Genomic DNA, 26,211 nt, shown 5'->3' on the forward strand with positions numbered 1-26,211 from the left:
ACATATCAGCGGGTAACCATCATGCCAAGAACACGTGCTGAGGGGGATGCGATGGGCAGGACGGCCAATTCGGTGCAGGAAGACGAACTGCGCGTTCTGGAGCCCATCAAGCTGAAGAGCCTGCGCGAGCACGTCCATGACGAGCTGCGCCAGGCGATCATCTCCGGGCGGTTGAAGCTCGGCTCCCGCCTTAACGAACGCAAGCTCGCCGCCGATCTCGGCACCAGCACGAGCCCCCTGAAGGAGGCCCTCCGGCAGCTCGAAAGCGAGGGGCTCGTGCGTACGGAGGCGCGGCGCGGCACCTTCGTCACGTTCTCCCCCCGGCAGGCGGAGGAAATGACGCTGGCGCGTGCGGCGCTGGAGAGCATCATCGCGCGCCAGGCTGCCAAGCACGGCGGCGAGGAAGCCTTCGACAGGCTGCGCGCCCTGATCGAGGAGATGCGCGCGGCCGTGGAATCGGGGCAGGTGCACGTGCTCATCGAGCTCAACGAGGCGTTCCATGACACGATCCACGACGCCTCGGGCTGCGAATACCTGCGTCGGCTGCAGAGCTCCCAGCGCATGTACGACCACGCGGCGCGGGTTGCCGTTCTCGCCCGCCCGCACGTGCAGCGCACCTCGTTCCACGAGCACGAGGCGATCATGCGCGCCATCACGGCACGGGACGAGGATCTCGCCGAACGGCTGATGCGCGAGCACATCGTCAAGGCGGGCACCACGCACATAAAGCTGGTCTTCTGACCGGCACACGGGGAGAGGCACGATGGATTTCGAGGCATATCGCCGGGTGCTGCACGGTATCTCGGGGGTGCATGTGACCGCCTATGACGACGGCGGCGGGATCGATCCGGCGCTGACGGGCCGCATCGTGGCGGATATCGCCGCGGCCGGCGTGCACAACATCGTCTCCGGCGGCAACACCGGCGAGTTCTTCAGCCTGACGGCCGACGAGGTGATCAGCCTGCAGGCGATCGCTGTCGCCGCCGTCGACGGGCGCGCCGCGGTGACGGCCGCCGCCGGCCGTTCGGTGCGGGAAGCGGTCACTGTGGCGCGCGCCGCCCGGGCCGAAGGCGCCGATGGCGTGATGGTGCACCATCCGCTCGATCCCTTCGCCGCCCCCCATGCGCAGGTCGACTACTTCATCGCCATCGCCGAGGCGGTCGAGATGCCGGTGGTGGCCTATGTCCGCTCCGATCTCATCCCGCTCGACGACATGGTGCGGCTGGCGATGCATCCGCGCATCGCGGGTGTCAAGTTCGCGTCCACCAACACGATGCTCTTCGCCGATTGCGTCCGCGCCACCCGGGGAACCGGGGCGACCTGGATCTGCGGGCTCGCGGAAAGCTGGGCGCTGCCGTTCTATGCGCTCGGTGGCAGGGGCTTCACGTCGGGTCTCGTCAACGTCGCGCCCGAGCGCTCGCTCGCCGTCTGGCGGGCGCTGGAGGCGGGCGACTTCGCCCGCGCGCGCTACCTCGTCGACAGCATCGCCGCCTTCGAGAGCATGCGCACGAAATATCGCAACGGCGCCAACGTCACCGTGGTCAAGGAGGCGCTGCAACTGCGCGGCCATGCCGTGGGACCCGTGCGCCTGCCCGGTCTGCCCGCGCTGGAGGAGGCCGACCGGCAGGCGCTCGCCACCATTCTCGCACAATGGGAGGGCGACGAAGACGCCTGACAGGAAATCCCGGCCGTCAGGGAAAGAAGTGGCCGGTTCAAGCAACGGTACAGGGAGGTAACATCATGACATACGAACTTTCACGCCGCCATCTGCTCGCGGGCGCCGGTCTTGCCGCCGGCGCGGGGCTTGCCGGCCTCATGCCGGCGCGCGGGGCCCTGGCGCAGGCGGCGAAGCTGCCGTCCGCGCCCGTCGCTCTCAACGTCATCGACGTCGCGGGCAATCTGGCGCTCACGCAGCCGATCTTCGACAACTTCGCCGCCGAGAACCGCAACCTGGTCTCGCGCTTCACCTTCAACAAGGCGCCCGCGCCGGAACTGCCCGGCAAGATCAAGGCCCAGCAGCGCGCCAACCGGGTCGATATCGATCTCATCATCAGCGGCACCGATGCCCTTTCGGCGGGGCTGGCGGACGACCTGTGGGTCGACATCGTCGGCCTGCCGGAGAACGGGCTGCCCGATCTGGAGCAGATCCTGCTCGAACCCGCTTGGCGCATGCAGGGCCTCTCCGGAGGCAAGGGCGTGATCGTATCCTACTATCCCTCCGGCCCGCTGCTGCAATACAGCCCGGCGCGCGTGGCGAAAGTCCCGACCACCGCGGAGGAGCTGCTGGCATGGGCGAAGGAAAATCCGAACAGGTTCCTCTATGCCCGCCCGGCCAATTCCGGGCCCGGACGCACGTTCCTGATGGGTCTGCCGTATCTGCTGGGCGATTCCGACCCCAAGGACCCGGCGAACGGCTGGAGCAAGACCTGGGACTATCTCAAGGAACTGCATCAATACATCGAATACTATCCCGCCGGCACCGGCGCGCTGATGAAGGAATTCGGCGAGGGCACGCGGGACATGACGGTCACGACGACCGGCTGGGACATCAATCCGCGCGCGCTCGGCGTCGTGCCGAAGGATGCGGCGGTCGGCAAGCTCGACGGCTTCCACTGGGTGGCTGACGCGCATTACTTCGCCATTCCCAAGGGGGTGCCGGAGGAGAAGATCGCGGTTCTGCTGGCGTTCATCAACTTCGCGCTCCAGCCCGAGCAGCAGGCCTATTCCTACGATGCCGGCTATTTCTATCCGGGTCCTGCGGTCAAGAACGTGACGCTCGACATGGCGCCCAAGGAAAGCCAGGACATCATCGCCGAGTTCGGCCGGCCCGAATACGAGGACTGGATCGCCAACAATCCGATCGAGCTGCCGCTCGAACCGAACGCCCTCGTCACCGCCTTCCGCCGTTGGGATGAAACGGTCGCGGGCTCGTGACCGCACCCCTCACGTCATGCTCTGCGGGCGGGATATCGCCCGCAGCGGCAGCGCCCAGTTTCACGCTCTCAAAACGGGATGTCGGCATGCCGCTCATGTCCACGACCTTCAATGAACTGCGGCTGGAACGCATGAGCCGTTCCTTCGGCAATTTCAACGCCCTGCACGAGATCAGCCTCGCCATCGGCAAGGGTGAGTTCGTCGCCCTTCTCGGCCCGTCCGGCTGCGGCAAGTCCACGGCGCTCAACTGCATCGCCGGGTTGCTGAATACCACCGGCGGCGGCATCTATCTCGACGACAAGCGCATCGACCAGCTCAAGCCCGAGGATCGCGGCTTCGGGATGGTGTTCCAGAACTATGCCCTGTTTCCGCATATGACCGTGCGCCAGAACGTCGGCTTCGGGCTGAGGATGCGCGGCCTGCCGCGCGCCGAGATCGAACGGCGCGCGAACGAGGCGCTGGCGCTCGTGCGCCTGACGGGGCAGGGCGACAAGTTGCCGGGCCAGCTTTCGGGCGGCCAGCAGCAGCGCGTGGCCATTGCCCGCGCCATCGTCATCGAGCCGCCGCTGGTGCTGATGGACGAGCCGCTGTCCAACCTCGACGCCAAGCTGCGCCTGGAAATGCGCGCCGAAATCCGGCGCATCCACAACCAGCTCGGCGCGACCACCATCTACGTCACCCACGACCAGGACGAGGCGCTGTCGCTCGCCGACCGGATCGTCGTCCTGCGCGACGGATCGATCCGGCAGGTGGGGAAGCCGCGCGAGCTCTACGAGAGCCCGCGTTATCTCGATGTCGCCGAGTTCCTCGGCTTCCGTAACCGCGTCGCGGGCAAGGTCGTGCGCATCGAGAACGGATCGGCGACCGTCGCCGTCCCCGGCGGCGAGCTCACCGGCCGGGCGATGGATGCGCTGGCACCGGGCGACACCGCGGTTCTCGCCGCGCGCGGCGACGATGTCGTGGAGAGTTCATCGGGACCCAACGCCATCCCCGCAACCGTCGAGACCATCGAGTATCGCGGCCGCGAGTATGTCGGCACCGCACGGGCCGATGGGGGCTTGGAACTCATCTTCCACGGGCTGCACAACACCCGGCCCAACAGCCGGGTGGCGCTCGGGATCGACGCCGGCCGGGCCCTCGTCTTCAAGGGGGAGCAGTGAGCCATGGCCAATGCGATGACCGTGACGGAGCGACAGCGGCCGGCGCTCGCGCCCGGGCTGCGCCAGCGCCTCGCCAACCGCGGGATCGACGGCGTGACGCTGCTGATGCTGCCCGCACTCCTCTTCGTTCTGGGCGTCTTCGTCTATCCGTTTCTGTACGGGCTCGTTCTGTCCTTCAATCCTCTGGAGAGCGAGGATGCGTTGGCGAACTACCGCAAGTTCTTTTCCGATCCCTATCTCTACAGGACGATCGGTGCGACGCTCTGGCTCGCCGTGCCGGTCACGGTGCTCAGTGTGCTCTTCGCGGTACCGGTCGCCATGCGCGTGCGGCTGATGGAGCGGCAGCGGATTCTGACCACCATTCTCGTCCTGCCGATCACGCTCGGCACGGTGCTGGTGGCGGAGGGGCTGCTCAACTACCTGGGGCCGCAGGGCTGGTTCAACCGGACACTCGTCACGATCGGGCTCATCGAGGCGCCGCTGCGGCTCACCAACAATTACTGGGGCGTGTTCGCGTCGCTGGTGATCACGGTGTTTCCGTTCACCTTCCTGTTGACGCTCTCCTATGTCACCGGCATCGACCCGGCGCTGGAGCGGGCGGCGGCGACGCACGGCGCGAGCAGCTGGCAGCGCTTCCGCTACGTGATGCTGCCGCTGCTGGTGCCCGGCCTCGTGGTCGCGTCCTGTCTCACCTTCGTGCAGGCCTTCGCCGTTTTCCCCTCGGCCGTGCTGCTCGGCGCGCCCTCCGGCCCGACGCGCGTCATCTCGATCGCGGCGGCCCAGGCGGCATTCGAGCAATACGACGACCCCATGGCCTCGGCCATCGCGATGATCATGGCGGTGGTGCAGCTTGCCGTCGTCGCCGCGCTGCTCGGCGTCCGGTCCCTGTTCTATCGCGGCTCCACGGCGGGCGGGAAAGGCTGAAACATGATCCGCGACACTTCCGCATTCTCGAAGCTCTGGATCACCGCCGTGTGGGCGGTGACGGGGTTCTTCGTCCTCAACGTCATCGCCGTCATCGTCGCGGTGGTGGTGTCCTCCTTCGGCACGCGCTGGCTCGGCACATGGCTGCCCGACGGCCTCACGACCCGCTGGTATGCCGCCGCCTGGGCGGAGTTCCAGCTCGACCACGTGCTGCTCGTCACCTTCCAGGTCGTGTTCGCGGTGGTGCTCTTCTCGGGGCTCCTCGGCGTCACGGCGGCCTATGCCATGGCGCGACGCGACTTTCCGGGCAAGAAGATCGTTCTGCTGATCTTCCTGCTGCCGCTGCTCGTGCCGCCGATCACCTTCGGCATTCCGCTCGCCACCGTGCTCTACAAGGCGGGCGTCGGCGGCACCTTCTGGGGCGTCGTGCTGGCCAACCTCGTGCCGACCGTGCCGTTCGTCATCCTGGTCATGATCCCCTTCATCGAGCAGATCGACCCGAAGGTGGAGGCGGCGGCGCGCGTCTTCGGCGCGGGCACGTTCCAGCTCTTCCGCCATGTGCTGCTGCCGATGCTGCTGCCGGGTATTCTGGCTGCGATGCTGCTCGTGCTCGTGCGCACCATCGCCATGTTCGAACTGACCTTCCTGACCGCCGGCCCGACCAGCCAGACCCTCGTCGTGGCGCTCTACTACTCGGTATTCGCGGCCGGCGTGCGTTCGGTCCACTCGATCGACGCCATGGCGGTGATCTACATGGTGACGTCCCTGGTCTGGCTGCTGATCGCCCTGCGCTTCGTCAATCCGACACAGATCGTCGCTCGCAGCCGGCAGGCGTCGGCTCACTGATGCCGACGGTCAATGAGGAGGCCACGTGATGGGACCGTTCCGCTGCATCGCCGATCTGCGCGGAGGCCTGCTCGAAAGTCCGGTCTGGGACGAGCGGCGGGAGATGCTTTTCGTCTGCGATATCCCCGGCCGCGAGGTGATCGAGATCGATCTTGCGCAGGGCGTGCGCCGCCGCTGGCCGTTCGAGGCGGAGGTCGTCGCGCTGGGGCTTGGCGAGAGCGGCGATCTCGTCGTCGCACTGGCGCGCGAGGTCGTGGTGTTCGACCCGGAGACCGGCCGTCGCCGCAGCCTGTGGAACGGCTATGACGAGCCCGCCACCTCGCGGCTCAACGACGGCAAGGTGGGACCCGACGGGGCGTTCTGGATCGGCGGCGTGGACACGCGTGCGGCGCGCGAGCCGATCAGCCGGCTCTACCGGATCGACGCGGCGGGTTCCGCCACGGTGGCGGCGGAAGGGTTCGCGGTGTCCAACGGGCTGGCGTGGTCCGCCGACGGGCGCGTCATGTATCACTCCGACTCGCGCGGTTCTTCCTCGGATGGCCCCTGGATCAATCGCTACGATTTCGATCCCGCGACGGGCAGGGCGAGCGGCCGCACGCGGTTTCGCGATCTCGACGAGGCGACGGGACGTCCCGACGGTGGCGCGACCGACGTCGATGGCGACTACTGGAGCGCCGGCGTGTCGGCGGGCGTGCTCAATCGTTTCGCGCCGGACGGCCGGCTGCGCGAGAGCCACCGCGTGCCGGTGCCGGCGCCGACCATGCCCTGCTTCTGCGGCGAGGGCTTGCGCCAGCTCGCCGTCACCTCGCACCGCCAGATCGACGCCGGGAAGCTTGCCGAGACGCCTCTGTCCGGCGGCGTCTTCCTGGCCGATGCGCCCGTTGCCGGCACGCCGGTCGCCCGGATGAAGGGAGTTTGAGATGGCGAAACACGTTCTCCTGACAGGCGCCTCGGGCACGCTGGGCCGCCTTCTCGCGCACCGCCTGTCGGCGGCGGGCTACCGGCTGCGCCTGTCGGACATCAAGCCCTTTCCCGATCCGTTGCCGCAGCGCGCGGCCTTCGTCGCGGCCGATCTCACTGAACGGGTGGCCGTCGAGGCGCTGGCGGCGGGGACGGACGTGATCGTGCATCTGGGAGGGATCAGCGTCGAGGACGCTTTCCGGCCGATCGTCGACGCCAATATCATCGGCCTCACCCATGTGTTCGAGGCCGCGCGCCAGGGCGGGCAGCGCGTCGTCTTCGCGAGTTCCAACCACGCGATCGGCTTTTATCCGCGCGGGCAGCGGCTCGATGCGCGCGCGCCGATGCGCCCGGACGGTTACTACGGACTGTCCAAGGCGTACGGCGAGCTGCTCGGCCGGATGATGTACGACAAGCACGGTCTCGAAAGCGTGCATGTGCGGATCGGATCCTGCCTCGCCGCGCCGACCGAGGCGCGTCACCTGTCGACCTGGCTCTCCCACGACGATTTCGAGCGGCTGGTCGTGGCGGCCATCGAGGCACCGCAGACGGGCCACGCGGTGGTCTGGGGCGTGTCGGCCAATGCCGATTCGTGGTGGGCCGGGGACGATGCGGCGCGTATCGGCTACACGCCGCAGGACGATGCCAGCCGCTTCGCTCCGCTGCCGGAGCCGGGCGATGCGGTCGCCCGGCGCTTCCAGGGCGGCGTCTTCGCGGCTGACGGCTATACGCGCGGCGATCGGGGCGACGCATGACGCTCACGCTGGACAAGCACGGCTACCGGCTGCGGATCGCTCCCCGCCACGGCGCGGCCATCCTGTCGGCCGACTGGACGACGCCCGGCCGCCCGTCCGTGCCGCTGCTCGCACCGCTCGCCGATGCCGCCGGTTTAAGGGCCGGCTGCTTCGTGATGGCGCCTTTCGCCAATCGCATCAACCGGGGCCGCTTCGCCTTCAGGGGACAGCGCTTCCGGCTGCCCATCAACCTCCCGGAAGAGGACATGGCGATCCACGGATTCTCCAGGGATCGGCCGTGGGAGGTGACACTGCAGACCCCGGACGAAGTCCACCTGCAGCAGGACTTCGCCGATGACGGCAACCCCTATCGCTACCGCGCGGCGCAGGAGATCCGGCTGTCGCCGGGGACGATCCGCATCCATCTCGCCGTCCGCAACGACGGGAGCGAGGCCATGCCCTTCGGCATCGGCCTGCACCCGTGGTTCGCGAAAACGGCACGGGCCACGCTGTCCCTTGACGCCGCCGGCGTCCATGGTCGGGATGCGCGCGGGCTGCCGGTCGCGCCACTCGCGGCGGTTCCCCACTTCACGCCGGCCGCGCCCGCCCGGCTGGGGCAGCTCGCCCGCTTCGACAACTGCCTTGCCGGCTGGTGGCCACGCACGGCCTTCATCGCATGGCCGGAACACTGGACGGGGTTGAGGCTCGCAGCCGAGGGCGCGTTCCGGCATCTGCATGTCTTCGTGCCCGATGACCGCCCCGTCTTCTGCGCCGAACCCGTGAGTCACTTTCCGGACGCGGTCAACCGTCCGGAGCTGGGGCCGGAGGGCGCCATGGACGTTCTCCAGCCGGGCGAGACGCTGACTGGCGCCACGACGCTTGCTGCCGTCGCGCTCGCCGCCGAGCCGAACCCGAACGAGGTGCAGGAATGACCCGCAAGACATATGAGGAGCTGCGCTCGGCGCGGTGGATGGTTCCGGACGACCAGCGCAGCTTCGGCCACCGCTCCCGCACGATGCAGATGGGCTACGACCCGGTCGACTGGGAGGGCAGGCCCATCATCGCGGTCATCAACACCTGGTCCGATGCCCAGCCCTGCCACATGCACTTCAAGGACCGCGTGGAATGGGTCAAGCGCGGCATCCTGCAGGCGGGCGGCTTTCCGATGGAGTTGCCGGCGCTGTCGCTGTCGGAGAATTTCGTCAAGCCGACGACCATGCTCTACCGCAACATGCTGGCGATGGAGACGGAGGAACTGCTGCGCTCCCACCCCATCGACGGCGCGGTGCTGATGGGCGGCTGCGACAAGACGACCCCCGGCCTCGTCATGGGCGCGACGACCATGGGCCTGCCGTTCATCTTCCTGCCGGCGGGGCCGATGCTGCGCGGCAACTACGCCGGCCAGTACCTCGGCTCCGGCACCGACGGGTTCAAGTATTGGAACGAGCGCCGCGCCGGCACGATCACCAAGGAGGAATGGCAGGGCATCGAGGGCGGCATCGCCCGCAGCTACGGCCATTGCATGACCATGGGAACGGCGAGCACCATGACGGCGATTGCCGAGGCGATGGGGCTTACCCTGCCCGGCGCCTCGTCCATTCCCGCCGCCGACGCCAACCACCAGCGCATGTCTACCCAGTGCGGGCGGCGCATCGTCGAGATGGTCTGGGAAGACCTGACGCCCGACAGGATCATCACGCCCGCCGCGGTCACCAACGCGGTGACGGTCGCCATGGCCACGGGCTGCTCGACCAACGCCATCATCCACCTGATCGCCATGGCGCGCCGCGCCGGCGTGCCGCTGGAACTCGACGATCTCGACCGGATCGGCCGCACCACGCCGGTCATCGCCAACATCCGCCCCTCGGGCACGACCTATCTGATGGAGGATTTCTACTACGCCGGGGGCTTGCGCGCGCTGATGAAGCAGCTCGCCGGCAAGCTCGATCCCTCCGCCATCACCGTCACCGGCAAGCCGCTGACCGATGGTCTCGACGGAGCGAAGATCTGGAACGAGGACGTCATCCGCCCGCTCACCGATCCGGTCTATCACGAAGGGTCGCTCGCCGTGCTCAAGGGCAACCTCTGCCCGGACGGGGCGGTCATCAAGCCGGCGGCCTGCGATCCGAAATTCCATCGCCACCGCGGCCCGGCGCTGGTCGCGGACAGCTATCCGGAACTGAAGACCATCATCGACGACCCGGATTATCCCATGACCCCGGATACGGTGCTCGTACTGCGCAACGCCGGGCCGCAGGGCGGGCCGGGCATGCCCGAATGGGGCATGATCCCGATCCCCAAGGCGCTGCTCAAGCTCGGACTCAGGGACATGGTGCGCATTTCGGACGCGCGCATGTCGGGCACCTCGTTCGGCGCCTGCGTCCTGCATGTCGCGCCGGAATCATTCGTCGGCGGCCCGCTGGCGCTGCTGCGCACCGGCGACATGATCGAACTCGACATCCCCGCGCGCCGGCTCGACATGCTGGTGAGCGACGACGAACTCGCCCGCCGCCGCGCGGCATGGGTCACGCCGAAACCCCGCTACGAGCGCGGCTACGGCTACATGTTCTCCAAACACATCGAACAGGCCGACAAGGGCTGCGATTTCGACTTCCTGCACACCGACTTCGGCCGGCCGGTGGAGGAGCCGGCAATCTACTGACGGGAGCGCAACCGGCGGGAACACGCCGCCGGCGCCGTCCTTAACCGAAAAGAGAAGCAGATGACCGATTACATCCTTTCCGACGATACGCGTGCCAGGCTGGCGAAGGTCTCCACGGCGTCGATCGCCACCGCGCTCTACAAGCGGGGGCTGCGCGGCCAGTTCATCCAGGGCGTGTCTCCCGTGCACTGGAAGGGAATCAACATGGTGGGGCAGGCCTTCACCCTGCGCTACATTCCCGCGCGGGAAGACCGCAACCCGATCGAGATCTTCCGCGATCCCGACCATCCGCAACGGGTCGCCGTCGAGACCTGCCCGCCGGGCTCGGTGCTGGTGATGGACAGCCGCAAGGACGCGAGAGCCGCCTCCGCGGGCTCGATCCTCGTGACGCGGCTTGCCGTGCGCGGCTGTGCCGGGGTGGTTTCGGACGGCGGGTTCCGGGACGCGGAGGGCATCGGCCGGCTGGACATGCCGGCCTACCACCGGCGTCCCTCGGCCCCCACGAACCTCACGCTGCACGAGGCGCTCGACATCAACGTGCCCATCTCCTGCGGCGATGCGCCGGTCTTCCCCGGTGACGTCGTGGTGGGCGACGGCGACGGCGTCATCGTGATCCCGGCCCATCTGGCGGAAGAGATCGCGGAGGAATGTACGGATATGGAAACGTTCGAGGATTTCGTGACGCAACGGGTGCAGGCGGGAGCCGCGGTCATCGGCCTCTATCCGCCCACCACGGAACGGGCGCTTGCGGAGTATGCCGAATGGCGCCGGAAGACGGGCCGCTGAAGCACTGCGACAGTATTCCGCATCGGCTTTCCCGGTGCGAGATGCAGCGGATTGGTTCATTGACATGGCGCATTATTAGATATAATAATTAAATACAATATTATTTATGATTAAATTTTATACAAATTGACCGGAAGAATGGCCTTCTCTCACGAAAAAGGCCGGAAAGGGAACGTCGGACGTCCGCCCGCCGGATTCGCGCCGCTGGTTCCGGGCGCGAAGGGCGAGCGCGTCCGGGCGGGACGGGACACATCGGCGGGAGGGGATATCTCGCCGGCCGCCGCGTGCAGCCGGCGTTTTCTCTTGCGGACGCATTTTGGTATTTGTTATCCCGTTATGAGTTGCAGCCGATCGAGCATGCTCATTTGGAGATCCGATGACCGCCAAGCTGGAGACCGCCAAGCTGGAGATTGAACCGGGCGTTCCGACCTACGCGGTATTGCGGGATCGTCTGCGCGCCGAGATCCTCTCCGGCAAGCTCCCCGCTGGCGCACGGCTGACGACGGCGTCCCTGGTGCAGCGGTTCGGCGTCAGCCAGATGCCGATACGGGAAGCGTTGCAGGCGCTGGAGGGGGAGGGGCTGATCGAGATCGCGCCCCACAAGGGCGCGGCCGTGCTGCCGCTCGATGCGACCCGTGTCCGCAACATCTATGATCTGCGGGGTGCGCTCGAGGCACTGCTGGTGCGGCTCGCCATTCCGAATTTGAGCAACCGCGCCATGGCGCAGATCGCGGCGACCCACCACCAGATGGTGGAGGCTGTCCGCAAGGGCGAGACGGCCCAATTGTTCGCCCTCAATCACCAGTTCCACGATCTGATCTATCGCCACGCCGACAACGACGAGGCGTTCAGCATGTACAACCGCTACGCCAGCCTGCTCAGCTCGCTGCGCGAGACCTATGGCTTCAGCGCCGGCAGGCTCGATCAGATGATGAAAGAGCATGGCGAGATCCTGGCCGCGTTGCAGGCGCAGGACGAGGCGCGCCTGACGAGCCTCACCGAGCGGCACTGCGAAGGCGCGAAGCTCGACATGCTGGATCTCATGCAGAACGAGGCGTATGGCCGCCGCGCCGCGCAGTCGAAACCTTCCCTCGAGCTGCCGGAAGTCGAGGCGTTCTGACGCGCCGCCGTCCGAAGGCATCCGGATCCGGCCGTTTCCCCGGCGTTTCATCCATACCGGCGATCGCGCGGGCGCGATGGTGCGTGCGCCTGTCCCGCGGTTGGCGAGCCCCAGCTCACGATCATGACGGAGCGGCGCCCTGCCAGGGGGCGCCCGACGGGCCTTTTATGGATAAGAAATGCGTTGTTGACAGCACGCAGGTGTTATATATAATTCAATACAATTTGATATAATGATCCGCCGCCCAACAGGACGGACTGGCTGCGCACGGTATGGCCGGGGGTGTCAGCCGTCGCCGGACATCGCTTGTTCGATCCGGCGGGATGAACGGATTTCAAGAATAACAGGGAGGAAATCACCATGTCTTTGGTGCGGCAACTGATACAATGTTCGGCGGCAGTCGCATTGGCTCTGATAACGGCTGTTGCGGCGCAATCCGGCGCGCAGGCGCAGGGGTATCCGCAGCGCGACATTACCTTCATCGTACCGTTCAACCCCGGCGGCGGGACGGACCCGATCTCCCGCTTCTTTTCCGCGGAGCTCGAAAAGGTACTGGACGTCAACATCAACGTGATCAACAAGCCCGGCGGCTCCGGGGCGATCGGCATAGGGCAGATCGTCACCTCGCCGCCCGACGGCTATACGATTGGTATTGCGACCAATTCCGCGCTCGCCTACCAGCCGCTCATCAACGACGGGCTGGCCTGGAAGACGCCGGACGACTACCAGCCGATCGTCAAGCTCGACGATCTGCCGGCCATTCTCGCCGTCCGCGCCGATGCGCCGTGGAATACCTTTGCCGACTTCATCGCCGACGTGAAGGCCAACCCCGGCAAGATCCGTCTGTCGAACTCCGGCGTCGGAACGCTGCCGGACCTGATTATCCAGCAGCTCAACAGGAACAGCGGCGTCAAGATCGCCAGCGTGCCCTTCACCGGGGGCAGCGGTGAAGCCGTGGTGGCATTGCTCGGCAAGCGCGTGGAAGGCTATATCGGCTACGGCGCGGCCGTCGTCGGACAGCTCCAGGCCGGTAATCTGAAAGTATTGGCGCATTTCCAGAAGGGGAATCTCGAGTATTTCCCGGATGCCGAATCCGTTATCGATGCGGGACATGAGGTCACGCTCAGCACCGGCAACTACGTCATCGCGCCCAAGGGCCTGCCGGAAGACGTGAAGACGAAGCTCGTCGACGCCGCCCAGCAGGTGGTCGGAAGCCCGGCATTTCTCGAATTCCTGAAAACGCAGGGCTTCGTTCTCGATCCGAAGCAGCCGGAAGAAGTGCGAGAAGAGCTGTCGGCCTATCAGAAGGATTTCGCTGATCTGATCGACTATATCGGCAAGCAGTGAGGCGATCCGGGATGACGACCACCACCCACCAGAAGCGCCATGCCTACATCGCTTTCGGAATCATCGGGCTCGTCTTCTCCGCCGGTTATCTGGCCGCGTCCTTCCAACTGCCCCTCGGGCGGTTGGATCGGCCCGGCGCAGGGGTCTTCCCGATTGTCGTCGGCGTGATCATGGCGGGAGCCAGCTTCGCCACGCTTTGGGAGGGCCTGCAGATGGGCGAGGCCGAACCCATCGACTTTCCCTCGGGCGTGAACCGCCGCCGCCTGTTCATTCTGGTTGCCCTGCTGTTCGGCTACGTCCTTGTCCTGCCGTGGCTCGGCCAGATCGCGACCGGCTTCGTCTTCAGCGCGCTGCTGATGCGCATCCTTTCCGAACTGAGTTGGCTGCGCATCGCGGTCTATTCGCTTGCGTTATCCGTGTCGATCGATTTCGTCTTTGCCCGGCTGCTGGCGGTGCCGCTGCCCGCGGGCATTTTCGGCTATTGATCGCGGCAGGAAGACAGCAATCCGGAAAGCAGCCGGAAGGTCGCGCACGGCGGCTGTCTCCTGTTGATATCGCTTCCGTCCATCCGCTGGTGCTTCGACCGAAAGCGCAGTCAGCTTAAGGGAAACGCCCCGTGACATCGATTGATGGAATCCTGTACGGCTTCACCGTCGTATTCACCTATCAGAACCTTCTGGCGGCATTTGCCGGCGCCTTCGCCGGTACGGCCATCGGCGTCCTGCCGGGGCTTGGCCCCACCGCCGGCATAGCGATGATCCTGCCGATCAGCTATTCCTTCTCCCCGACGACGGGCCTCATCATGATGGCCGGCATGTATTATGGCGCGATGTATGGTGGTTCGACGACCGCTATACTTGTGAACATGCCGGGCGAGGCGGGCTCGATCATGACGTGCGCCGACGGTTACCAGATGACGAAGAAGGGGCGCGGCGGGGCGGCGCTGACGATCGTCGCCGTCGGCTCTTTTGTCGGCGGAACCTTCGCCACGCTCGGCGTCATGCTGTTCGCCCCGCCGCTCGCCGATTTCACCATCGAATTCGGACCGATCGAATTCTTTGCCATCGCGGCGGGCGGCCTGCTGCTTTTCTCGCGCATTTCCGGCGGCACGCTGGCCGCCGGCATCTTTCCCATGGCGATCGGGCTCGTGCTCAGCACCGTCGGCCAGGAGGCCGTCAGCGGCCTCAACCGCTTCACCTTCGGCTTCAGCCAGCTCAGCCTCGGCATCGAGCTCGTGGCGGTTGTCGTCGGCGTCTACGGTATCGCCGAAATCATGACCGTGGTCGAATCCCCGCAGAAGCAGATGCGGCCGGCGACGGTGAGGATGCGCGAACTGTTGCCGACCCGGGAGGAATGGCGCCGGTCCGTGCCGCCTTTCGGCCGCGGCACGGTTGTCGGCTTCATCCTCGGCCTGCTGCCGGGGCCGCATACGACGCTGTCCAGCTTCGTGTCCTACCGGCTCGAGCAGGCGATGTCGAAATATCGCCGCGAGCTTGGAAGCGGCGCCGTCGAGGGCGTTGCCGGACCGGAGACGGCCAATAACGCCGCCGCCACCGCGACCATGGTGCCGCTGCTGGCGCTGGGCATTCCGTTCGGCGCGGTGACGGCGCTGATGCTGGCGGCCATGATGGTGCAGGGCGTCCAGCCCGGCCCGATGCTGATGGCCACGAATCCCGACATCTTCTGGGGACTGATCGCCTCGATGTATGCCGGCAATGTCATGCTGCTGCTGCTGAACGTGCCGATGGTCGGCATCTGGGTCAGCCTGCTGCGGGTTCCGCTGCACATCTTCCTGCCGGCGATCATTCTGCTGGCGATCATCGGTTCCTTCAGCGTCAACAACAACATTCTGGATGTCTTCGTTCTCGTCATTCTCGGCGTCTTCGGCTATGTGCTGAGAAAGTACGATTTCCAGCTTGCGCCACTCGTCATCGGTCTGGTGCTGGGCCCGCTGATCGAGAAGGATCTGCGTGAGGGCCTGTTCATGAGTCTCGGCGAGGTCTCGGCCTTCTGGACCAGCCCTGTCGCCCTCGTCATCTGGCTCCTCGTCCTCGTGACATTGCTGGCCGGCCCGGCACAGACCCTGCTGAGGCGCCTGAAAGCCGCATGGCTGCCCGGCCGGGAAACGGGTCGGAGCTAGAGCGTGTTCCGATCAGGCGGGATCGTCTGATCGATCAGAGTTTGCTCATCTCCAAAATCAGCGTTGAATCTGATTTGCGACACAAGGGAGTCCCCAAAATCCTAAATTGTCACCACAGCCTAACGCTCGAAATCCAGGATTGACGACTGGAAAAGCCTTTCCTTGCTCGGCGGCTTGTCGAAGTGGGCGCGGTAACTGCGGGAGAAATGACTCGCGCTGGAAAAGCCGCACGCGATGGCGACTTCAAGTATCGACAGAGCTGTATATCTCAAAAGAGCGCGTGCGTGGACAAGCCGCACATGCAGATAGTATTCGGCCGCCGTTTTCTTCAGATGGATGCCGAACAGCCGGTCCAGCTGGCGGGGCGATACGCCGGCCAGGGAAGCGAGTTCCTCCCGACTGGCGGGATTTTCGATCTGGCTTTCCATATATTCCAGCACGGAGAGCAGTTTCTGGTTGCTGATGCCGTATCGCTCGCGCAGAGGCATGCGCTGGGGGCCGCCCTCACGCACGCGCGAATAGACGAACCAGTCGCTGACATAGGCCGCGAGTATATGGCCGTGGTGCGATTTGATGACGGTGTGAATCATATCGAACGCCGCGACCCCGCCTCCGCAGGTAACGAAATTGCCGTCTATTTCATAGACCGTCTTTCTCAGATCGAGATCGGGGAATTCTTCGGAGAAGCCCTCGGCATATTCCCAGTGAATTGTGCATCGACGCCCCTTGAGGAGACCTGCGCGCGCCAGGAAATAGGGGCCGCCCGCAATGCCGCCGATCGTCGTTCCCCGGCGGGACAATCGCCTCAGCCATTCAATGACGGAAGCATCCGAAGCCTTCCGTATCGGCTTTCGTCCCCCGCACACGAAAATCATGTCGAGATCCAATTCGTCCCCCACACGGCCATCGGCGGGAATGGAGGCGCCGCTCGACGCAACCGAGGGCGCCCCGTCGAGAGAGATATTCAGCCACCGATAGAGTTGCCTGCCGGACAGGCGATTGGCCGCCCGCAGGGGCTCGACGGCCGAGGCATACGACAGCAACGTGAAATTCGGCAGGAGCAGGAAGCCGATGCGCCGCTCCGGATAAGCATCGACAGCCATTTTGGGAAAAGTGTCCATATAAGGCAATTTTCCTTCCATATCGGTCACGCCTGATCCCAACGCTCAACTAACATCAGTTCCAGGGAGCGCCGCAACCATGATGAATTGAAAGCATATTCTCATGCGGGCTTCCCGCCCAGAGGATTCTGGGCGGAGGTCCGGGCGCGCCTTCAGGCGATGGTTCAGGAGCCCCGGCGCCGTTCGCCGCCGCCGGGATGATTGAACGGTCGCTCAAGATAACAGCCGGTTGCGAAAAAGCCCGGGTCATTGAAGGGAGGAATTCATGCCGCATGGGGAAAAAGCTGAACCAATCGCCTGACGGGCGATCCGCGCCGTTTCCGGTTTCGCCGGCCGGGGAACGGCAATAGCTCCGGGGCGGCCGGCGGGCCGCCTGCCGACGGCGGAAAACAAGCTTCATTGAACCGGATGACCAGCACGGCAACCGGACAAAGCCGGGCCGCGCGGTCAGGCTCACACACGCCGCAGACCGGCGTGAACTGCGGGAGCGCGTCTCGCGCTTGCGTATCATCTCTCGATAAATCGGAGGAAATAATGCCACAGAACTCAGTGGAGGGGGTGCACGACGGCGCCGGGGCGCAGGATGTCATTGCGCTGGACAACGTCAAGATCGAGCGCGACGGCGCCACCACCTTCATCATTCTCAATCGGCCGGAAAAGCGGAACGCGATGAGTCCGCAACTGCACATGGACATGATCGAGGCGCTCGACTGGGCTGAAATGGACGATCAGACGAAGGTGGTCGTCATCACCGGCGCCGGTGGCAATTTCTGCGCCGGGCAAGACCTGAAGCTGTACTTTCGCGGCACGGATAACGATCCCAAGGCCCGCGTCCGTGCCCGGCGCGCCGCCCATACCTGGCGCTGGGATCGCCTGTCGACCTTTCCCAAGCCAACCATCGCCATGGTGCACGGTTACTGCTTCGGCGGCGGGTTCACGCCCGTCATCGCATGCGACTTCGCCATTGCTGCCGACGACGCGACCTTCGGCCTGTCCGAAGTGAACTGGGGCATCATCCCCGGCGGCCTCGTCGCCTGGGCCGTGACACAGGTGATGAACTACCGGGACGCGATCTACTATTCGGTCACCGGCGATCAGTTCACCGGCGCGCAAGCCGCTGCCATGAAGTTCGTCAATCGCTCGGTGCCGCTCGGAAGCCTGCGTGACGAGACGATTGCTCTCGCGCGCAAGCTTGAAGCGAAAAGCCCCGTGGCGGTGCGCTACACCAAGGAAGCGCTCCGCGTCGTCCGGAACATGACGAAGGATCAGGCGATGGACTATCTCGACGCCAAGAACGACTCCCTGAAGCACAGCGACCCCGAAGGAGGCCGTCAGAAGGCCTTGAGTCAGTTCCTGGACGAGAAGTCCTTCAAGCCGGGATTCGGCGAATTCAGACGCTGAGCCAGGCCAGGTGAAACAAAAGACGACTGAAACAAGAGACGACCCGCGCAAGGGCTAAGAAGCCCTTGCCGCAACAAGATCGCAGAAAAACACACAAGAATACACGTTCCGGAGGAGACGGGCATGTTTCATTTACGGTCATTCTGGAAAACCGGTCTGGCGCTTTGTGCGGGGCTTCTGTCAGCGAACGCCATGGCGGCTGACCAGGCGCTGATCGACGCGGCGAAGAAGGAGGGCGAAGTCACCTGGTACACGACGCAAATCATCGATCAGTTCGCACGGCCGGTATCAGAGGCGTTCGAGAAGAAATACGGCATCAGGGTCAACTACGTCAGGACGAATTCGACCGAAGCGACGCTGCGCATCATGAACGAGGGCAGGGCCAGCAGCACCCAGGCCGACGTCTTCGACGGCACCGGCGGCGTGAGCACGCTCAAGCGGGAAGGGCTCGTCGCCCAATGGGTACCCGAAGCCAGCAAGAGCCTGCCGCCGGAATACGTGGACAAGGAAGGCTACTGGGTCGCCACCAATCTTTACGCGATGACGCCGGGCTTCAATACCGAGCTGGTTGAAAAGGGAACCGAGCCGCAAACATTGCAGGATCTTCTCGACCCCAAATGGCGGGGAAAGCTGGTCTGGAATTCGAACCTGTCTTCTTCCGGAGCCGCCGGCTTTGTCGGCATGGTCCTGAGCGAAATGGGCGAGGAGAAGGGGATGGCCTATCTCCGTGACCTTGCGCAGCAGAACGTCGCCGGGCTGTCGGCGTCGGCCAGACAGGTGCTCGATCAGGTCATCGCCGGTGAATATGCCATCGCGCTGAACATCTTCAACCACCACACGGTCATCAGCGCGAACAAGGGCGTGCCCGTCATGTGGATTCCGATGCAGCCCGCCCTTGTCTTCCTCTCGTATATATCGCTGACGAAGGACGCGCCGCATCCGAATGCGGGCAAGCTGTTCATGGAATTCCTGATCTCGGAGGAGGGACAGAAGCTTTATCGCGAGGCGGACTACCTGCCCGTGCATCCGAATGTGGAGCCGAAAGATCCGAGCTTGCGGCCCGATGGCGAAACCCTGCGGGTGGTGTTCAAGACCCCCGAGGAACTCGACGCCAACCTTTCCAAATGGGCCAACATCCACAGAGAGCTGTTTCGGTAAGGGATACGGGCAATGAAAGATGTTTCCTTGGACTATCCGGGCGGCAGGGAGGCGGGGCGCCTGCGGCGGCTCATTCCCGACGCCAACGAAAAAACGGTCTTCGTGCTCGTGCTCGGCATCATATTCGCCGTTCTGGTGCTGCCACCCCTGTTCTTCCTGATAAAGGCCGCGGTGACGTTCAGCGAGGAAGGCGTGATGCGGTTCAGCCTTGAACGGTTTTACGTCCTCTTTGGCCAACGGGGCATCCTTCTGAGCTTGTGGAACTCGTTCGCGTTCGCCATCGGCAGCGCGCTTGCCGCCCTGATTATCGGTGGCGTGGCGGCCTGGCTGGTGGAACGCACGGACGCACCGCTGAAATCGCTGACTTACTTCACCACCGTCATCGCCCTCGGCACGCCCTATGTGCTTTACACGAGCGCCTGGCTGCTGCTTCTCGCACGCTCCGGTCCGGTGAACAGCCTCTATCGCCAGCTGACCGGCAGCACCGAGGTCCTGATAGACGTGTATGGCCTGGGCGGCATGATCCTGATCGAGGGGCTTCTCTGGTCGCCTTTCGTCTTCCTGCTCATGGGCGCGACGTTGCGCAACTTCAACCCGGAGCTGGAAGAAGCCGCGCGCATGAGCGGCGCGGGAACCTGGACGACCATCAGGCGGATAACCTTCCGCCTCTCGCTTCCCTCCGTGATCGCCCTTTGCATGCTTGTCTTTATCCGCGCCGTGGAAGCATTCGAGGTTCCCGCCCTCGTGGGCCTGCCCGGCGGCGTCCATGTGCTGACGACGGATATCTACGAGATGATGCATAGAACGATGCCGCCGGATGTCGGCTCGGCCAGCGCCATGTCCCTCATCCTTCTGCTGATCGTCACCTGCCTCATCTATTATTATGGCCGGCTGACGCGAAACGCGGAGAAATATGCAACCGTCACCGGCAAGAACTTCAAACCTCACCAGCTCGGTCTCGGGCGCTGGCGGTGGGTCGGCGGCTTCGTGCTGATCCTGAATTTCTTTCTTCTCATCGTCCTGCCGATGATCATCCTGGTATGGGCCTCCTTCCTGCCCTACTACCAGACCATCCGCGCATCGGCGCTCTCCCTGCTGACGCTGAACAACTACGCGCAGGTCCTCAGTTCGCCGCGCTATCTGGGGCTGATGGCCAATACGCTGATCGTCGCGGTCATCACGGCGACGGTGGTGATGATGCTGACCTCGCTGAGTGCATGGCTCACTGTCAGGCGGGCGCCGGGAGCCCGGATCATCGATCAGCTGGGCACGATGCCTCTCGTATTTCCGGGGATTGTGCTTGGCGTGGGCGTCATGCAGTTTTTCCTGAACGTGCCGGTTGGCATCTACAACACGATCTGGATCATCGTGTGGGCGTTCGTGATCAACTACTTGCCCTACGGCACGCGGTATACGTTCGCGGGAATGCTGCAGCTCCACCGCGAGCTCGAGGAAGCGGCAGCGCTTTCGGGAGCATCGCCGATCACGAGTTTCAGGCGGATCGTTCTGCCTCTTCTCGCCCCTTCCGTCATCGCAGGCTGGCTGTTCATCTTCCTGCTGGCCACCAGGGCCCTGTCCCTGCCCGTGCTCCTGTCAGGGCCGCGTTCGCAGACCATGGCGGTCGCCATGTTCGATCTCTGGTCGAACGGGCAGGGCCCCGAACTCGCGGTACTCGGCCTGCTGTGGGGCCTCGGAATGACCGTGGTCGCCATGACGTTCTACTTCACCACCCGCCGAACCGGCCTTGCCTCTTTCGGCGGTGCCTAGCGTATTTCTCCTTTTCGTTGAAACGGAGAAATACTCTATCTCTTTGTTTTTACGCAATTCCGGACGCAAAACCGGTTCCCACTGTTGCTGGAATTGCTTTAGCGCACGATCGATCCGACCGGATCGGATCGCGCTCCAGAGGAACGACACAACGACACCCGATCAATCGGCCGGGATCATGGCTACGAGTGCCGGCTTTCTTCAACCGGGCGCAAAGGCTGCGGGTGTGCCTGCGCGTGCCCAGAACAGACGATGGAATGAATATCATGACACTTGGCCGGATAGGTGCGGGGATAGGTGGCGAGGTCGGGAACGTGCAGGACGCCACGGAAAAGGAAGCCGGGACGCCCGGGAGTCGATCCCTGAAGGGAGCCGATGGAGTCCGGGCCCTGCTGTCTCCCGGTAACGTGGCCATCGTCGGAGCAAGCGACCGCCCCGGAAGCTGGTCGAAGCTGGTATTGGCGTCGCTGAGGCGCGGCGGCTTTCCCGGAGCCATCTACCCCGTGAACCCCAGGAACGAGACCGTATGGGACGGCATGAAGTGCTATCCCCGGCTCCAGGATCTGCCGGAGCCGCCGGACCATGTCGTCATTCTGGTTCCCGGCCGGGCGGCCATTGAGACGATCCGCGAGGCGGGAAAGGCCGGTGCCCGCAGCGCGACCATCTATGCAAGCGGTTTCGGCGAAGGCGGAAACCCCGAGGGTCTGGCGCTTGGAGACGAGCTGCGCTCGGCCGTCGCGGAGTCCGGGCTTGCCGTTTCGGGGCCGAACTGCCTCGGCAATCTGGCGGCCCGGTACAACTTCATGACCTTGACCGACGCGCGCATCACCGGGCTCAGGCGAGGGCCGATCGGCATTTTCGGACAGAGTGGCGGCATTGTCACCGCCATCTACCGGGCGCTGACGGGCCGTGGCATGCAACCCGGATATGCCCTCACTGTCGGTAACGAAGCCGGCCTGACTTCGGCGGACTACATCGGCTACTTCGTTGACGACGAGGATACGCAAATCATCGCGTGTTTCATTGAGGCGATCAAGGACCCGGCCGCTTTCCGCGCTGCCTGCAAGGCGGCGCACGATGCCGGCAAGCCGGTTGTCGTCATGAAGATCGGCGGCTCCGAAGCCAGTCGCGCCGCGGCTCTGGCGCATACGGGCTCCCTGGCGGGCTCTATCGCGTGCTTTGATGCGGTTGCGGAAACGATCGGCGCCATCCGTGTCGATACCATCGATGAGATGGTCGAGGTTATCGAGGTGCTGACCCACGGCGAGAGACCGGCCGGTCCGCGCCTGGGAGCCATCACCTTTTCCGGCGGGATGAAGGGGCTTCTGCTGGAGGCCGCCGAGCGAAACGGCGTGGAATTCCCGCCGCTGGCGGATCGGACCCTGGACCGCCTGCGCGGGGTCGTCGGCGTCGGGACGTCCCTGGGCAACCCTCTGGATGCCGGTTTCACGGCTCTGAGCAGCCGTGAGGCCTATCTCGAGTGCATCGAGATCATGCAGGAGGACCCCGGACTGGACCTGCTGATCGTTCAGGAGGAATTGCCCTCGCGAGAGGGCATGAACCTGAAGGCCGGCAACCTCGTCTCCGTGGACGGCATGGTGACGCAGCCGGGACGCATCCCCGTCGCTGTCGCATCGATGGCGTCGTATATGTATACCGATTATACACGGCAATTCAGGGCCGATCTGCCGCATTTGCCTGTGCTGCATGAGGTCGACAAGGCGCTGAAGGCGCTGCACGCCGCTGGCAGATGGGGTGCTTCGCGCCTCGTCCCGAAGTCGCCGGCAAGAGCCCGGCCCGCCCGTCCCCCGCAGCTTGCGGCGCTTGGCGCGCAACCGGCCGCGGCCAACGGATACGGGATACTCGGCGAGGTCGCCTCCAAGGAGTTGATCACCGCCTACGGCATTCGGACGCTCCGGGAAGCCGTGGCGCGAACCCCCGCCGAGGCTGCCGAGGCGGCGGCGCGGATCGGCTATCCGGTTGTCCTGAAGCTCGTGTCTCCGGACATACAGCACAAGACGGAGGTCGGCGGGGTCATCGTCGACCTTCAGGACGCCGCCGCGGTCCGCGTCGGATGGGACCGTATCAGGGAGAATCTCGCGGCAGCCCGCCCCGATGCGCATTTTGAGGGCGTCGTGGTCGCGCAGCAGGCAAGGCGCGGCATCGAACTTGTCCTGGGGATGCAGCGCGATCCGGAGGTCGGTCCCGTCGTGATGTTCGGCACGGGAGGCGTTCTTCTCGAACTTCAGAAGGATGTCGCCTTCGGCGCCGTTCCGCTGACGGAAGCGCAGGCCAACGACATGGTCGACCGCACGACGGCCGGCAGCCTGCTCAGAGGCTACCGGGGCGCTCCCGCCTCCGACCGCGAGGCGGTCATCGACGCGCTCATGGCCCTTTCCTGTCTTGCCGAGGATATCGGCGACCGCCTGGAGAGCATCGACATCAACCCGCTTGTGGCGGTTCCGGGCCAATCCGGCGTGTTCGCGCTCGACGCCCTGATCGTGCTGGGGCCCGAAGCAGAGGCCTGAAAGCCGCGACGCCGGCCCCCTCTCGAAGATAGCGGCATCATGAGGAAGACGGACATGGATAATGGTATGAATGGGCGGCGCGGCCGAATGCTCGTCGGCGGCGAGCTGGTCGAAGCTCAGTCGGGTGAATGGCTCGAGTCGATAGATCCGGCCAACGAGCAGGTGATGGGATATGTGCCGGCCGCATCCGCCGCCGACGTGAACCGGGCTGTCGCGGCCGCGGAGGCGACGGCCCCCGCCTGGGCGGCGCTCAGCCCCACCGAGAGAGCGACGTATGTGCGGGCCATATCCCGGAGAATCCGCGATCGGGCTGAAGAAATCCTGCCTGTCGAGGTTCAGGATACGGGCAATACCATCACGAAAATGCGGGGTGATGTGGAATCGGCCGGCAACGCGCTGGACTATTATGCCGGGCTCGGGCGCGAGATAAAGGGCGAGTCTATCCCTGCCAGCGCGCGAAACCTTCATGTCACCGTGCGGGAACCTTATGGAGTCGTCGGGCGCATCATACCCTTCAATCATCCGATCAAGTTCGCGGCAAACGCACTTGCCGCGCCGTTGATGGCGGGCAACGCCGTGGTGCTCAAGCCGTCGGAACAGAGCCCGTTGTCCTCGGCGATCCTGGCCGAGATCTGTCGCGATGTGTTGCCGCCGGGTGTCGTCAATATCGTGACCGGCACCGGCCTGGCAGTCGGCGACCCCTTGGTCCGCCATCCATCGGTCCGCCGCCTGGCGTTCACCGGCTCGGTTCCGACGGGGCTGGCAATACAGCGGGCAGCGGCGGAGTCGGATGTCAAGCATGTGACTCTGGAACTCGGCGGGAAAAATCCGCTGATCGCGTTCCCGGACGTCGACCCCGACAAGATTGCCGACGTCGCCGTCAGGGGCATGAACTTCGCCTGGCAGGGACAATCCTGCGGCTCCACGAGCCGGCTCCTGCTCCATGAGTCTCTCTACGACGCCGTGGTTCCGCTCATCGTGGAGCGGGTGCGTGCGTTGAGGATCGGCAATCCGCTCGATCCGCAGTCGCAGATGGGGCCATTGAACTCCCGGCCCCATTACGAGCGTGTCCTTTCAGCGATCCAGACGGCGAACGCCGAGGGCGCACGCCTGCTGACCGGCGGCAAGCGTCCTGACGGAAGCGCGTTCGAACGCGGCTACTGGCTCGAACCGACTGTATTCGGCGATGTCGATCCGCAGATGCGCATCGCACAGGAGGAGATTTTCGGGCCTGTGCTTTCGATCATGCGCTGGAAGGACGAAGAGGAAGCTTTCGCCATCGCGAACGGGACCCGCTACGGCCTGACAGCGTCGATCTGGACCCACGACATCGACAAGGCCTTCCGCGCCGCACGCAGGGTTCAATCGGGATATATCTGGATCAACGGTGCTTCGGGACATTTTTACGGCACCCCCTTCGGCGGCATGAAAAACAGCGGCCTGGGGACCGAGGAAGGTCTTGATGAGCTGCTTGGCTATACGCAGGTCAAAACCATCCACGTCATGCTGAGTTGAGCGCAAGGAGCCAGCAAGACGACCGGCACAGGCGCGGACGGCAGGCAACCTCCGGAACAGCGTGCCGCGAGCAGGAATCATCGGGTCGACAGGAACTCGTCCGGAATCAGGGATTTGCAGAGCATGGTCCGGTTCTGCCGGATCACGTTCCTGAGAAGGCATGGATAGCGGAGATTCAAGAATATGACGATGACGGTTTGTCTGGACGTTTCGGGCGACGGCATTGCAACCCTCACGTTGAACAGGCCTGAGCGGGGCAATGCCTTTAATCAGGAAATGCTGGATGAATTGGGACAAGGCCTGTCGACCCTGGAAGGAGACGAGTGCGTGCGGATTCTCGTGCTGCGTGGAAACGGCAAGCATTTCTGCACCGGCGCCGACATTGCCCCGCGAACAGGGGAACGGGACGGCGGGCTGACATTCAATCAGGTACTGTCCCGGCTGGATCGTTTTGCCAAGACGACGATCGCGGTCGTGGAAGGCGGATGTGTTGGCGGAGGGCTCGGATTCGCCTCATGCTGCGATGTCCTGTTGGCCACCGACAACGCCTTCTTCATGGTGCCGGAGCTGAGAGTGGGCATCGCGCCATCGGCGGAGTTTACCGGTCTCCTGATCCGCGCCATGGGGCACCGGGCCTTTCGTCGCTATGGCCTTTCCGGAGAAAGAATAAGCCCGTCAGAGGCTCTTCGCACAGGTCTGGTCCACCAGATCATCGAACCCCATGAGACAGAATCCGAACTTGAGAAAATGACGGATGCATTTCTCCATGGTGCACCGGAAGCAACGGCGCAACTCAAGCGAACCATCGCGACACAGTCCGTGCCCGGGGAAGCAATTCTTTTTCCTTCGGAAAAGCCGAAGCCGCGCGGCCTGGAACGCTCGCCGGAAGCGATCGAGGGCTTGCAGGCGCTGCGGGAAAAACGCAAACCCTCATGGTATCCGCGATAGCCGTCATGCGCTCCCGGACGGAGCGGCGTGTGGCACTGGACATTGCTCTGGCCTCTTGCCGTTCAGAGGCGGGCCTCATCCCCGTCCTCCCGGCCTTGCGCGCTGCCGGTTTTCCGGAGGTGTCAGGACCTCCGGCGTGGGGCTCGATCGGCGTCGGGGG

At 64.7% G+C, this 26,211-nt stretch carries 22 protein-coding genes; 21 read left to right on the forward strand and 1 reads right to left on the reverse strand.

What is annotated here, in order from left to right; genetic code table 11:
- Positions 1-21: 21 nt before the first annotated feature.
- The 15 genes from ACUSIJ_RS12725 to ACUSIJ_RS12795 all read left to right on the forward strand — a co-directional run bounded on the left by ACUSIJ_RS12725 (position 22) and on the right by ACUSIJ_RS12795 (position 15,613).
- A complete protein-coding gene (locus tag ACUSIJ_RS12725; protein ID WP_449308775.1) occupies positions 22-741 on the forward strand; it encodes a GntR family transcriptional regulator in 720 nt (239 codons plus the stop codon).
- Between the two features lie 22 nt (positions 742-763).
- Positions 764-1,675 (forward strand): dihydrodipicolinate synthase family protein, encoded by a 912-nt coding sequence (locus ACUSIJ_RS12730; RefSeq protein ID WP_449308776.1) that lies wholly within the window; start codon positions 764-766, stop codon positions 1,673-1,675.
- A 65-nt stretch (positions 1,676-1,740) separates the two neighbouring features.
- Positions 1,741-2,934 carry an extracellular solute-binding protein gene (locus tag ACUSIJ_RS12735; RefSeq protein ID WP_449308777.1) on the forward strand — a complete coding sequence of 398 codons (1,194 nt, stop codon included), beginning with the start codon at positions 1,741-1,743 and terminating at the stop codon, positions 2,932-2,934.
- A gap of 86 nt (positions 2,935-3,020) precedes the next feature.
- Positions 3,021-4,094 carry an ABC transporter ATP-binding protein gene (locus ACUSIJ_RS12740; RefSeq protein WP_449308778.1) on the forward strand — a complete coding sequence of 358 codons (1,074 nt, stop codon included), beginning with the start codon at positions 3,021-3,023 and terminating at the stop codon, positions 4,092-4,094.
- 3 nt (positions 4,095-4,097) lie between these two features.
- Positions 4,098-5,018, forward strand: a complete 921-nt coding sequence (locus ACUSIJ_RS12745; RefSeq protein WP_449308779.1) for an ABC transporter permease — start codon at positions 4,098-4,100, stop codon at positions 5,016-5,018.
- 3 nt (positions 5,019-5,021) lie between these two features.
- Positions 5,022-5,864: an ABC transporter permease gene (locus tag ACUSIJ_RS12750; protein ID WP_449308780.1), complete on the forward strand. Its 843-nt coding sequence runs from the start codon at positions 5,022-5,024 to the stop codon at positions 5,862-5,864.
- A gap of 28 nt (positions 5,865-5,892) precedes the next feature.
- Positions 5,893-6,783: an SMP-30/gluconolactonase/LRE family protein gene (locus ACUSIJ_RS12755; RefSeq protein WP_449308781.1), complete on the forward strand. Its 891-nt coding sequence runs from the start codon at positions 5,893-5,895 to the stop codon at positions 6,781-6,783.
- Between the two features lies 1 nt (position 6,784).
- Positions 6,785-7,579 carry an NAD-dependent epimerase/dehydratase family protein gene (locus tag ACUSIJ_RS12760; RefSeq protein ID WP_449308782.1) on the forward strand — a complete coding sequence of 265 codons (795 nt, stop codon included), beginning with the start codon at positions 6,785-6,787 and terminating at the stop codon, positions 7,577-7,579.
- Positions 7,576-8,490 (forward strand): aldose 1-epimerase, encoded by a 915-nt coding sequence (locus ACUSIJ_RS12765; protein WP_449308783.1) that lies wholly within the window; start codon positions 7,576-7,578, stop codon positions 8,488-8,490. Before ACUSIJ_RS12760 ends, ACUSIJ_RS12765 begins: the two co-directional genes overlap by 4 nt.
- Positions 8,487-10,220: an L-arabinonate dehydratase gene (gene araD / locus ACUSIJ_RS12770; RefSeq protein ID WP_449308784.1), complete on the forward strand. Its 1,734-nt coding sequence runs from the start codon at positions 8,487-8,489 to the stop codon at positions 10,218-10,220. The genes ACUSIJ_RS12765 and araD overlap by 4 nt, the downstream gene beginning before the upstream one ends.
- A 60-nt stretch (positions 10,221-10,280) precedes the next feature.
- Entirely contained in the window at positions 10,281-11,006 is a 726-nt protein-coding gene (locus tag ACUSIJ_RS12775; RefSeq protein ID WP_449308785.1) for a ribonuclease activity regulator RraA, read from the forward strand.
- A gap of 376 nt (positions 11,007-11,382) precedes the next feature.
- Positions 11,383-12,126 (forward strand): GntR family transcriptional regulator, encoded by a 744-nt coding sequence (locus tag ACUSIJ_RS12780; RefSeq protein ID WP_449308786.1) that lies wholly within the window; start codon positions 11,383-11,385, stop codon positions 12,124-12,126.
- A gap of 405 nt (positions 12,127-12,531) precedes the next feature.
- Complete coding sequence (locus ACUSIJ_RS12785) at positions 12,532-13,473, forward strand: Bug family tripartite tricarboxylate transporter substrate binding protein (protein WP_449308787.1); 942 nt, start codon at positions 12,532-12,534, stop codon at positions 13,471-13,473.
- An 11-nt stretch (positions 13,474-13,484) separates the two neighbouring features.
- Positions 13,485-13,958: a tripartite tricarboxylate transporter TctB family protein gene (locus ACUSIJ_RS12790; protein ID WP_449308788.1), complete on the forward strand. Its 474-nt coding sequence runs from the start codon at positions 13,485-13,487 to the stop codon at positions 13,956-13,958.
- Between the two features lie 131 nt (positions 13,959-14,089).
- Positions 14,090-15,613, forward strand: coding sequence for a tripartite tricarboxylate transporter permease (locus ACUSIJ_RS12795; RefSeq protein ID WP_449308789.1), 1,524 nt, complete (start codon positions 14,090-14,092; stop codon positions 15,611-15,613).
- 119 nt (positions 15,614-15,732) lie between these two features.
- Here the strand turns inward: ACUSIJ_RS12795 and ACUSIJ_RS12800 are convergent, their stop codons facing one another.
- Positions 15,733-16,716 carry a GlxA family transcriptional regulator gene (locus ACUSIJ_RS12800; RefSeq protein ID WP_449308790.1) on the reverse strand — a complete coding sequence of 328 codons (984 nt, stop codon included), beginning with the start codon at positions 16,714-16,716 and terminating at the stop codon, positions 15,733-15,735.
- A 552-nt stretch (positions 16,717-17,268) separates the two neighbouring features.
- On the opposite strand from ACUSIJ_RS12800, the gene ACUSIJ_RS12805 reads away from it, so the two are divergent.
- The 6 genes from ACUSIJ_RS12805 to ACUSIJ_RS12830 all read left to right on the forward strand — a co-directional run bounded on the left by ACUSIJ_RS12805 (position 17,269) and on the right by ACUSIJ_RS12830 (position 26,051).
- Positions 17,269-18,135, forward strand: a complete 867-nt coding sequence (locus ACUSIJ_RS12805) for a p-hydroxycinnamoyl CoA hydratase/lyase (RefSeq protein WP_449308791.1) — start codon at positions 17,269-17,271, stop codon at positions 18,133-18,135.
- A gap of 123 nt (positions 18,136-18,258) precedes the next feature.
- Positions 18,259-19,293, forward strand: coding sequence for an ABC transporter substrate-binding protein (locus ACUSIJ_RS12810; protein WP_449308792.1), 1,035 nt, complete (start codon positions 18,259-18,261; stop codon positions 19,291-19,293).
- A gap of 12 nt (positions 19,294-19,305) precedes the next feature.
- Positions 19,306-21,060, forward strand: coding sequence for an ABC transporter permease (locus tag ACUSIJ_RS12815; protein WP_449308793.1), 1,755 nt, complete (start codon positions 19,306-19,308; stop codon positions 21,058-21,060).
- A gap of 266 nt (positions 21,061-21,326) precedes the next feature.
- Entirely contained in the window at positions 21,327-23,588 is a 2,262-nt protein-coding gene (locus ACUSIJ_RS12820; protein ID WP_449308794.1) for an acetate--CoA ligase family protein, read from the forward strand.
- 87 nt (positions 23,589-23,675) lie between these two features.
- Entirely contained in the window at positions 23,676-25,103 is a 1,428-nt protein-coding gene (locus ACUSIJ_RS12825) for an aldehyde dehydrogenase family protein (protein ID WP_449308795.1), read from the forward strand.
- Positions 25,104-25,286: 183 nt separating this feature from the next.
- Positions 25,287-26,051: an enoyl-CoA hydratase-related protein gene (locus tag ACUSIJ_RS12830; RefSeq protein ID WP_449308796.1), complete on the forward strand. Its 765-nt coding sequence runs from the start codon at positions 25,287-25,289 to the stop codon at positions 26,049-26,051.
- Positions 26,052-26,211 lie beyond the last annotated feature (160 nt).

The sequence above is a fragment of the Pseudochelatococcus sp. B33 genome (genome assembly GCF_053570585.1).

Bases quoted from the DNA above. Each gene is read 5' to 3' on its own strand.
- ACUSIJ_RS12800 (WP_449308790.1), bottom strand. From the start codon at position 16,716: ATGGCTGTCGATGCTTATCCGGAGCGGCGCATCGGCTTCCTGCTCCTG.
- ACUSIJ_RS12740 (WP_449308778.1), top strand. From the start codon at position 3,021: ATGCCGCTCATGTCCACGACCTTCAATGAACTGCGGCTGGAACGCATG.
- ACUSIJ_RS12735 (WP_449308777.1), top strand. From the start codon at position 1,741: ATGACATACGAACTTTCACGCCGCCATCTGCTCGCGGGCGCCGGTCTT.
- ACUSIJ_RS12805 (WP_449308791.1), top strand. From the start codon at position 17,269: ATGCCACAGAACTCAGTGGAGGGGGTGCACGACGGCGCCGGGGCGCAG.
- ACUSIJ_RS12775 (WP_449308785.1), top strand. From the start codon at position 10,281: ATGACCGATTACATCCTTTCCGACGATACGCGTGCCAGGCTGGCGAAG.
- ACUSIJ_RS12765 (WP_449308783.1), top strand. From the start codon at position 7,576: ATGACGCTCACGCTGGACAAGCACGGCTACCGGCTGCGGATCGCTCCC.
- ACUSIJ_RS12780 (WP_449308786.1), top strand. From the start codon at position 11,383: ATGACCGCCAAGCTGGAGACCGCCAAGCTGGAGATTGAACCGGGCGTT.
- araD (WP_449308784.1), top strand. From the start codon at position 8,487: ATGACCCGCAAGACATATGAGGAGCTGCGCTCGGCGCGGTGGATGGTT.
- ACUSIJ_RS12730 (WP_449308776.1), top strand. From the start codon at position 764: ATGGATTTCGAGGCATATCGCCGGGTGCTGCACGGTATCTCGGGGGTG.
- ACUSIJ_RS12815 (WP_449308793.1), top strand. From the start codon at position 19,306: ATGAAAGATGTTTCCTTGGACTATCCGGGCGGCAGGGAGGCGGGGCGC.
- ACUSIJ_RS12825 (WP_449308795.1), top strand. From the start codon at position 23,676: ATGCTCGTCGGCGGCGAGCTGGTCGAAGCTCAGTCGGGTGAATGGCTC.
- ACUSIJ_RS12790 (WP_449308788.1), top strand. From the start codon at position 13,485: ATGACGACCACCACCCACCAGAAGCGCCATGCCTACATCGCTTTCGGA.
- ACUSIJ_RS12745 (WP_449308779.1), top strand. From the start codon at position 4,098: ATGGCCAATGCGATGACCGTGACGGAGCGACAGCGGCCGGCGCTCGCG.
- ACUSIJ_RS12760 (WP_449308782.1), top strand. From the start codon at position 6,785: ATGGCGAAACACGTTCTCCTGACAGGCGCCTCGGGCACGCTGGGCCGC.
- ACUSIJ_RS12725 (WP_449308775.1), top strand. From the start codon at position 22: ATGCCAAGAACACGTGCTGAGGGGGATGCGATGGGCAGGACGGCCAAT.
- ACUSIJ_RS12750 (WP_449308780.1), top strand. From the start codon at position 5,022: ATGATCCGCGACACTTCCGCATTCTCGAAGCTCTGGATCACCGCCGTG.
- ACUSIJ_RS12755 (WP_449308781.1), top strand. From the start codon at position 5,893: ATGGGACCGTTCCGCTGCATCGCCGATCTGCGCGGAGGCCTGCTCGAA.
- ACUSIJ_RS12830 (WP_449308796.1), top strand. From the start codon at position 25,287: ATGACGATGACGGTTTGTCTGGACGTTTCGGGCGACGGCATTGCAACC.
- ACUSIJ_RS12810 (WP_449308792.1), top strand. From the start codon at position 18,259: ATGTTTCATTTACGGTCATTCTGGAAAACCGGTCTGGCGCTTTGTGCG.
- ACUSIJ_RS12820 (WP_449308794.1), top strand. From the start codon at position 21,327: ATGACACTTGGCCGGATAGGTGCGGGGATAGGTGGCGAGGTCGGGAAC.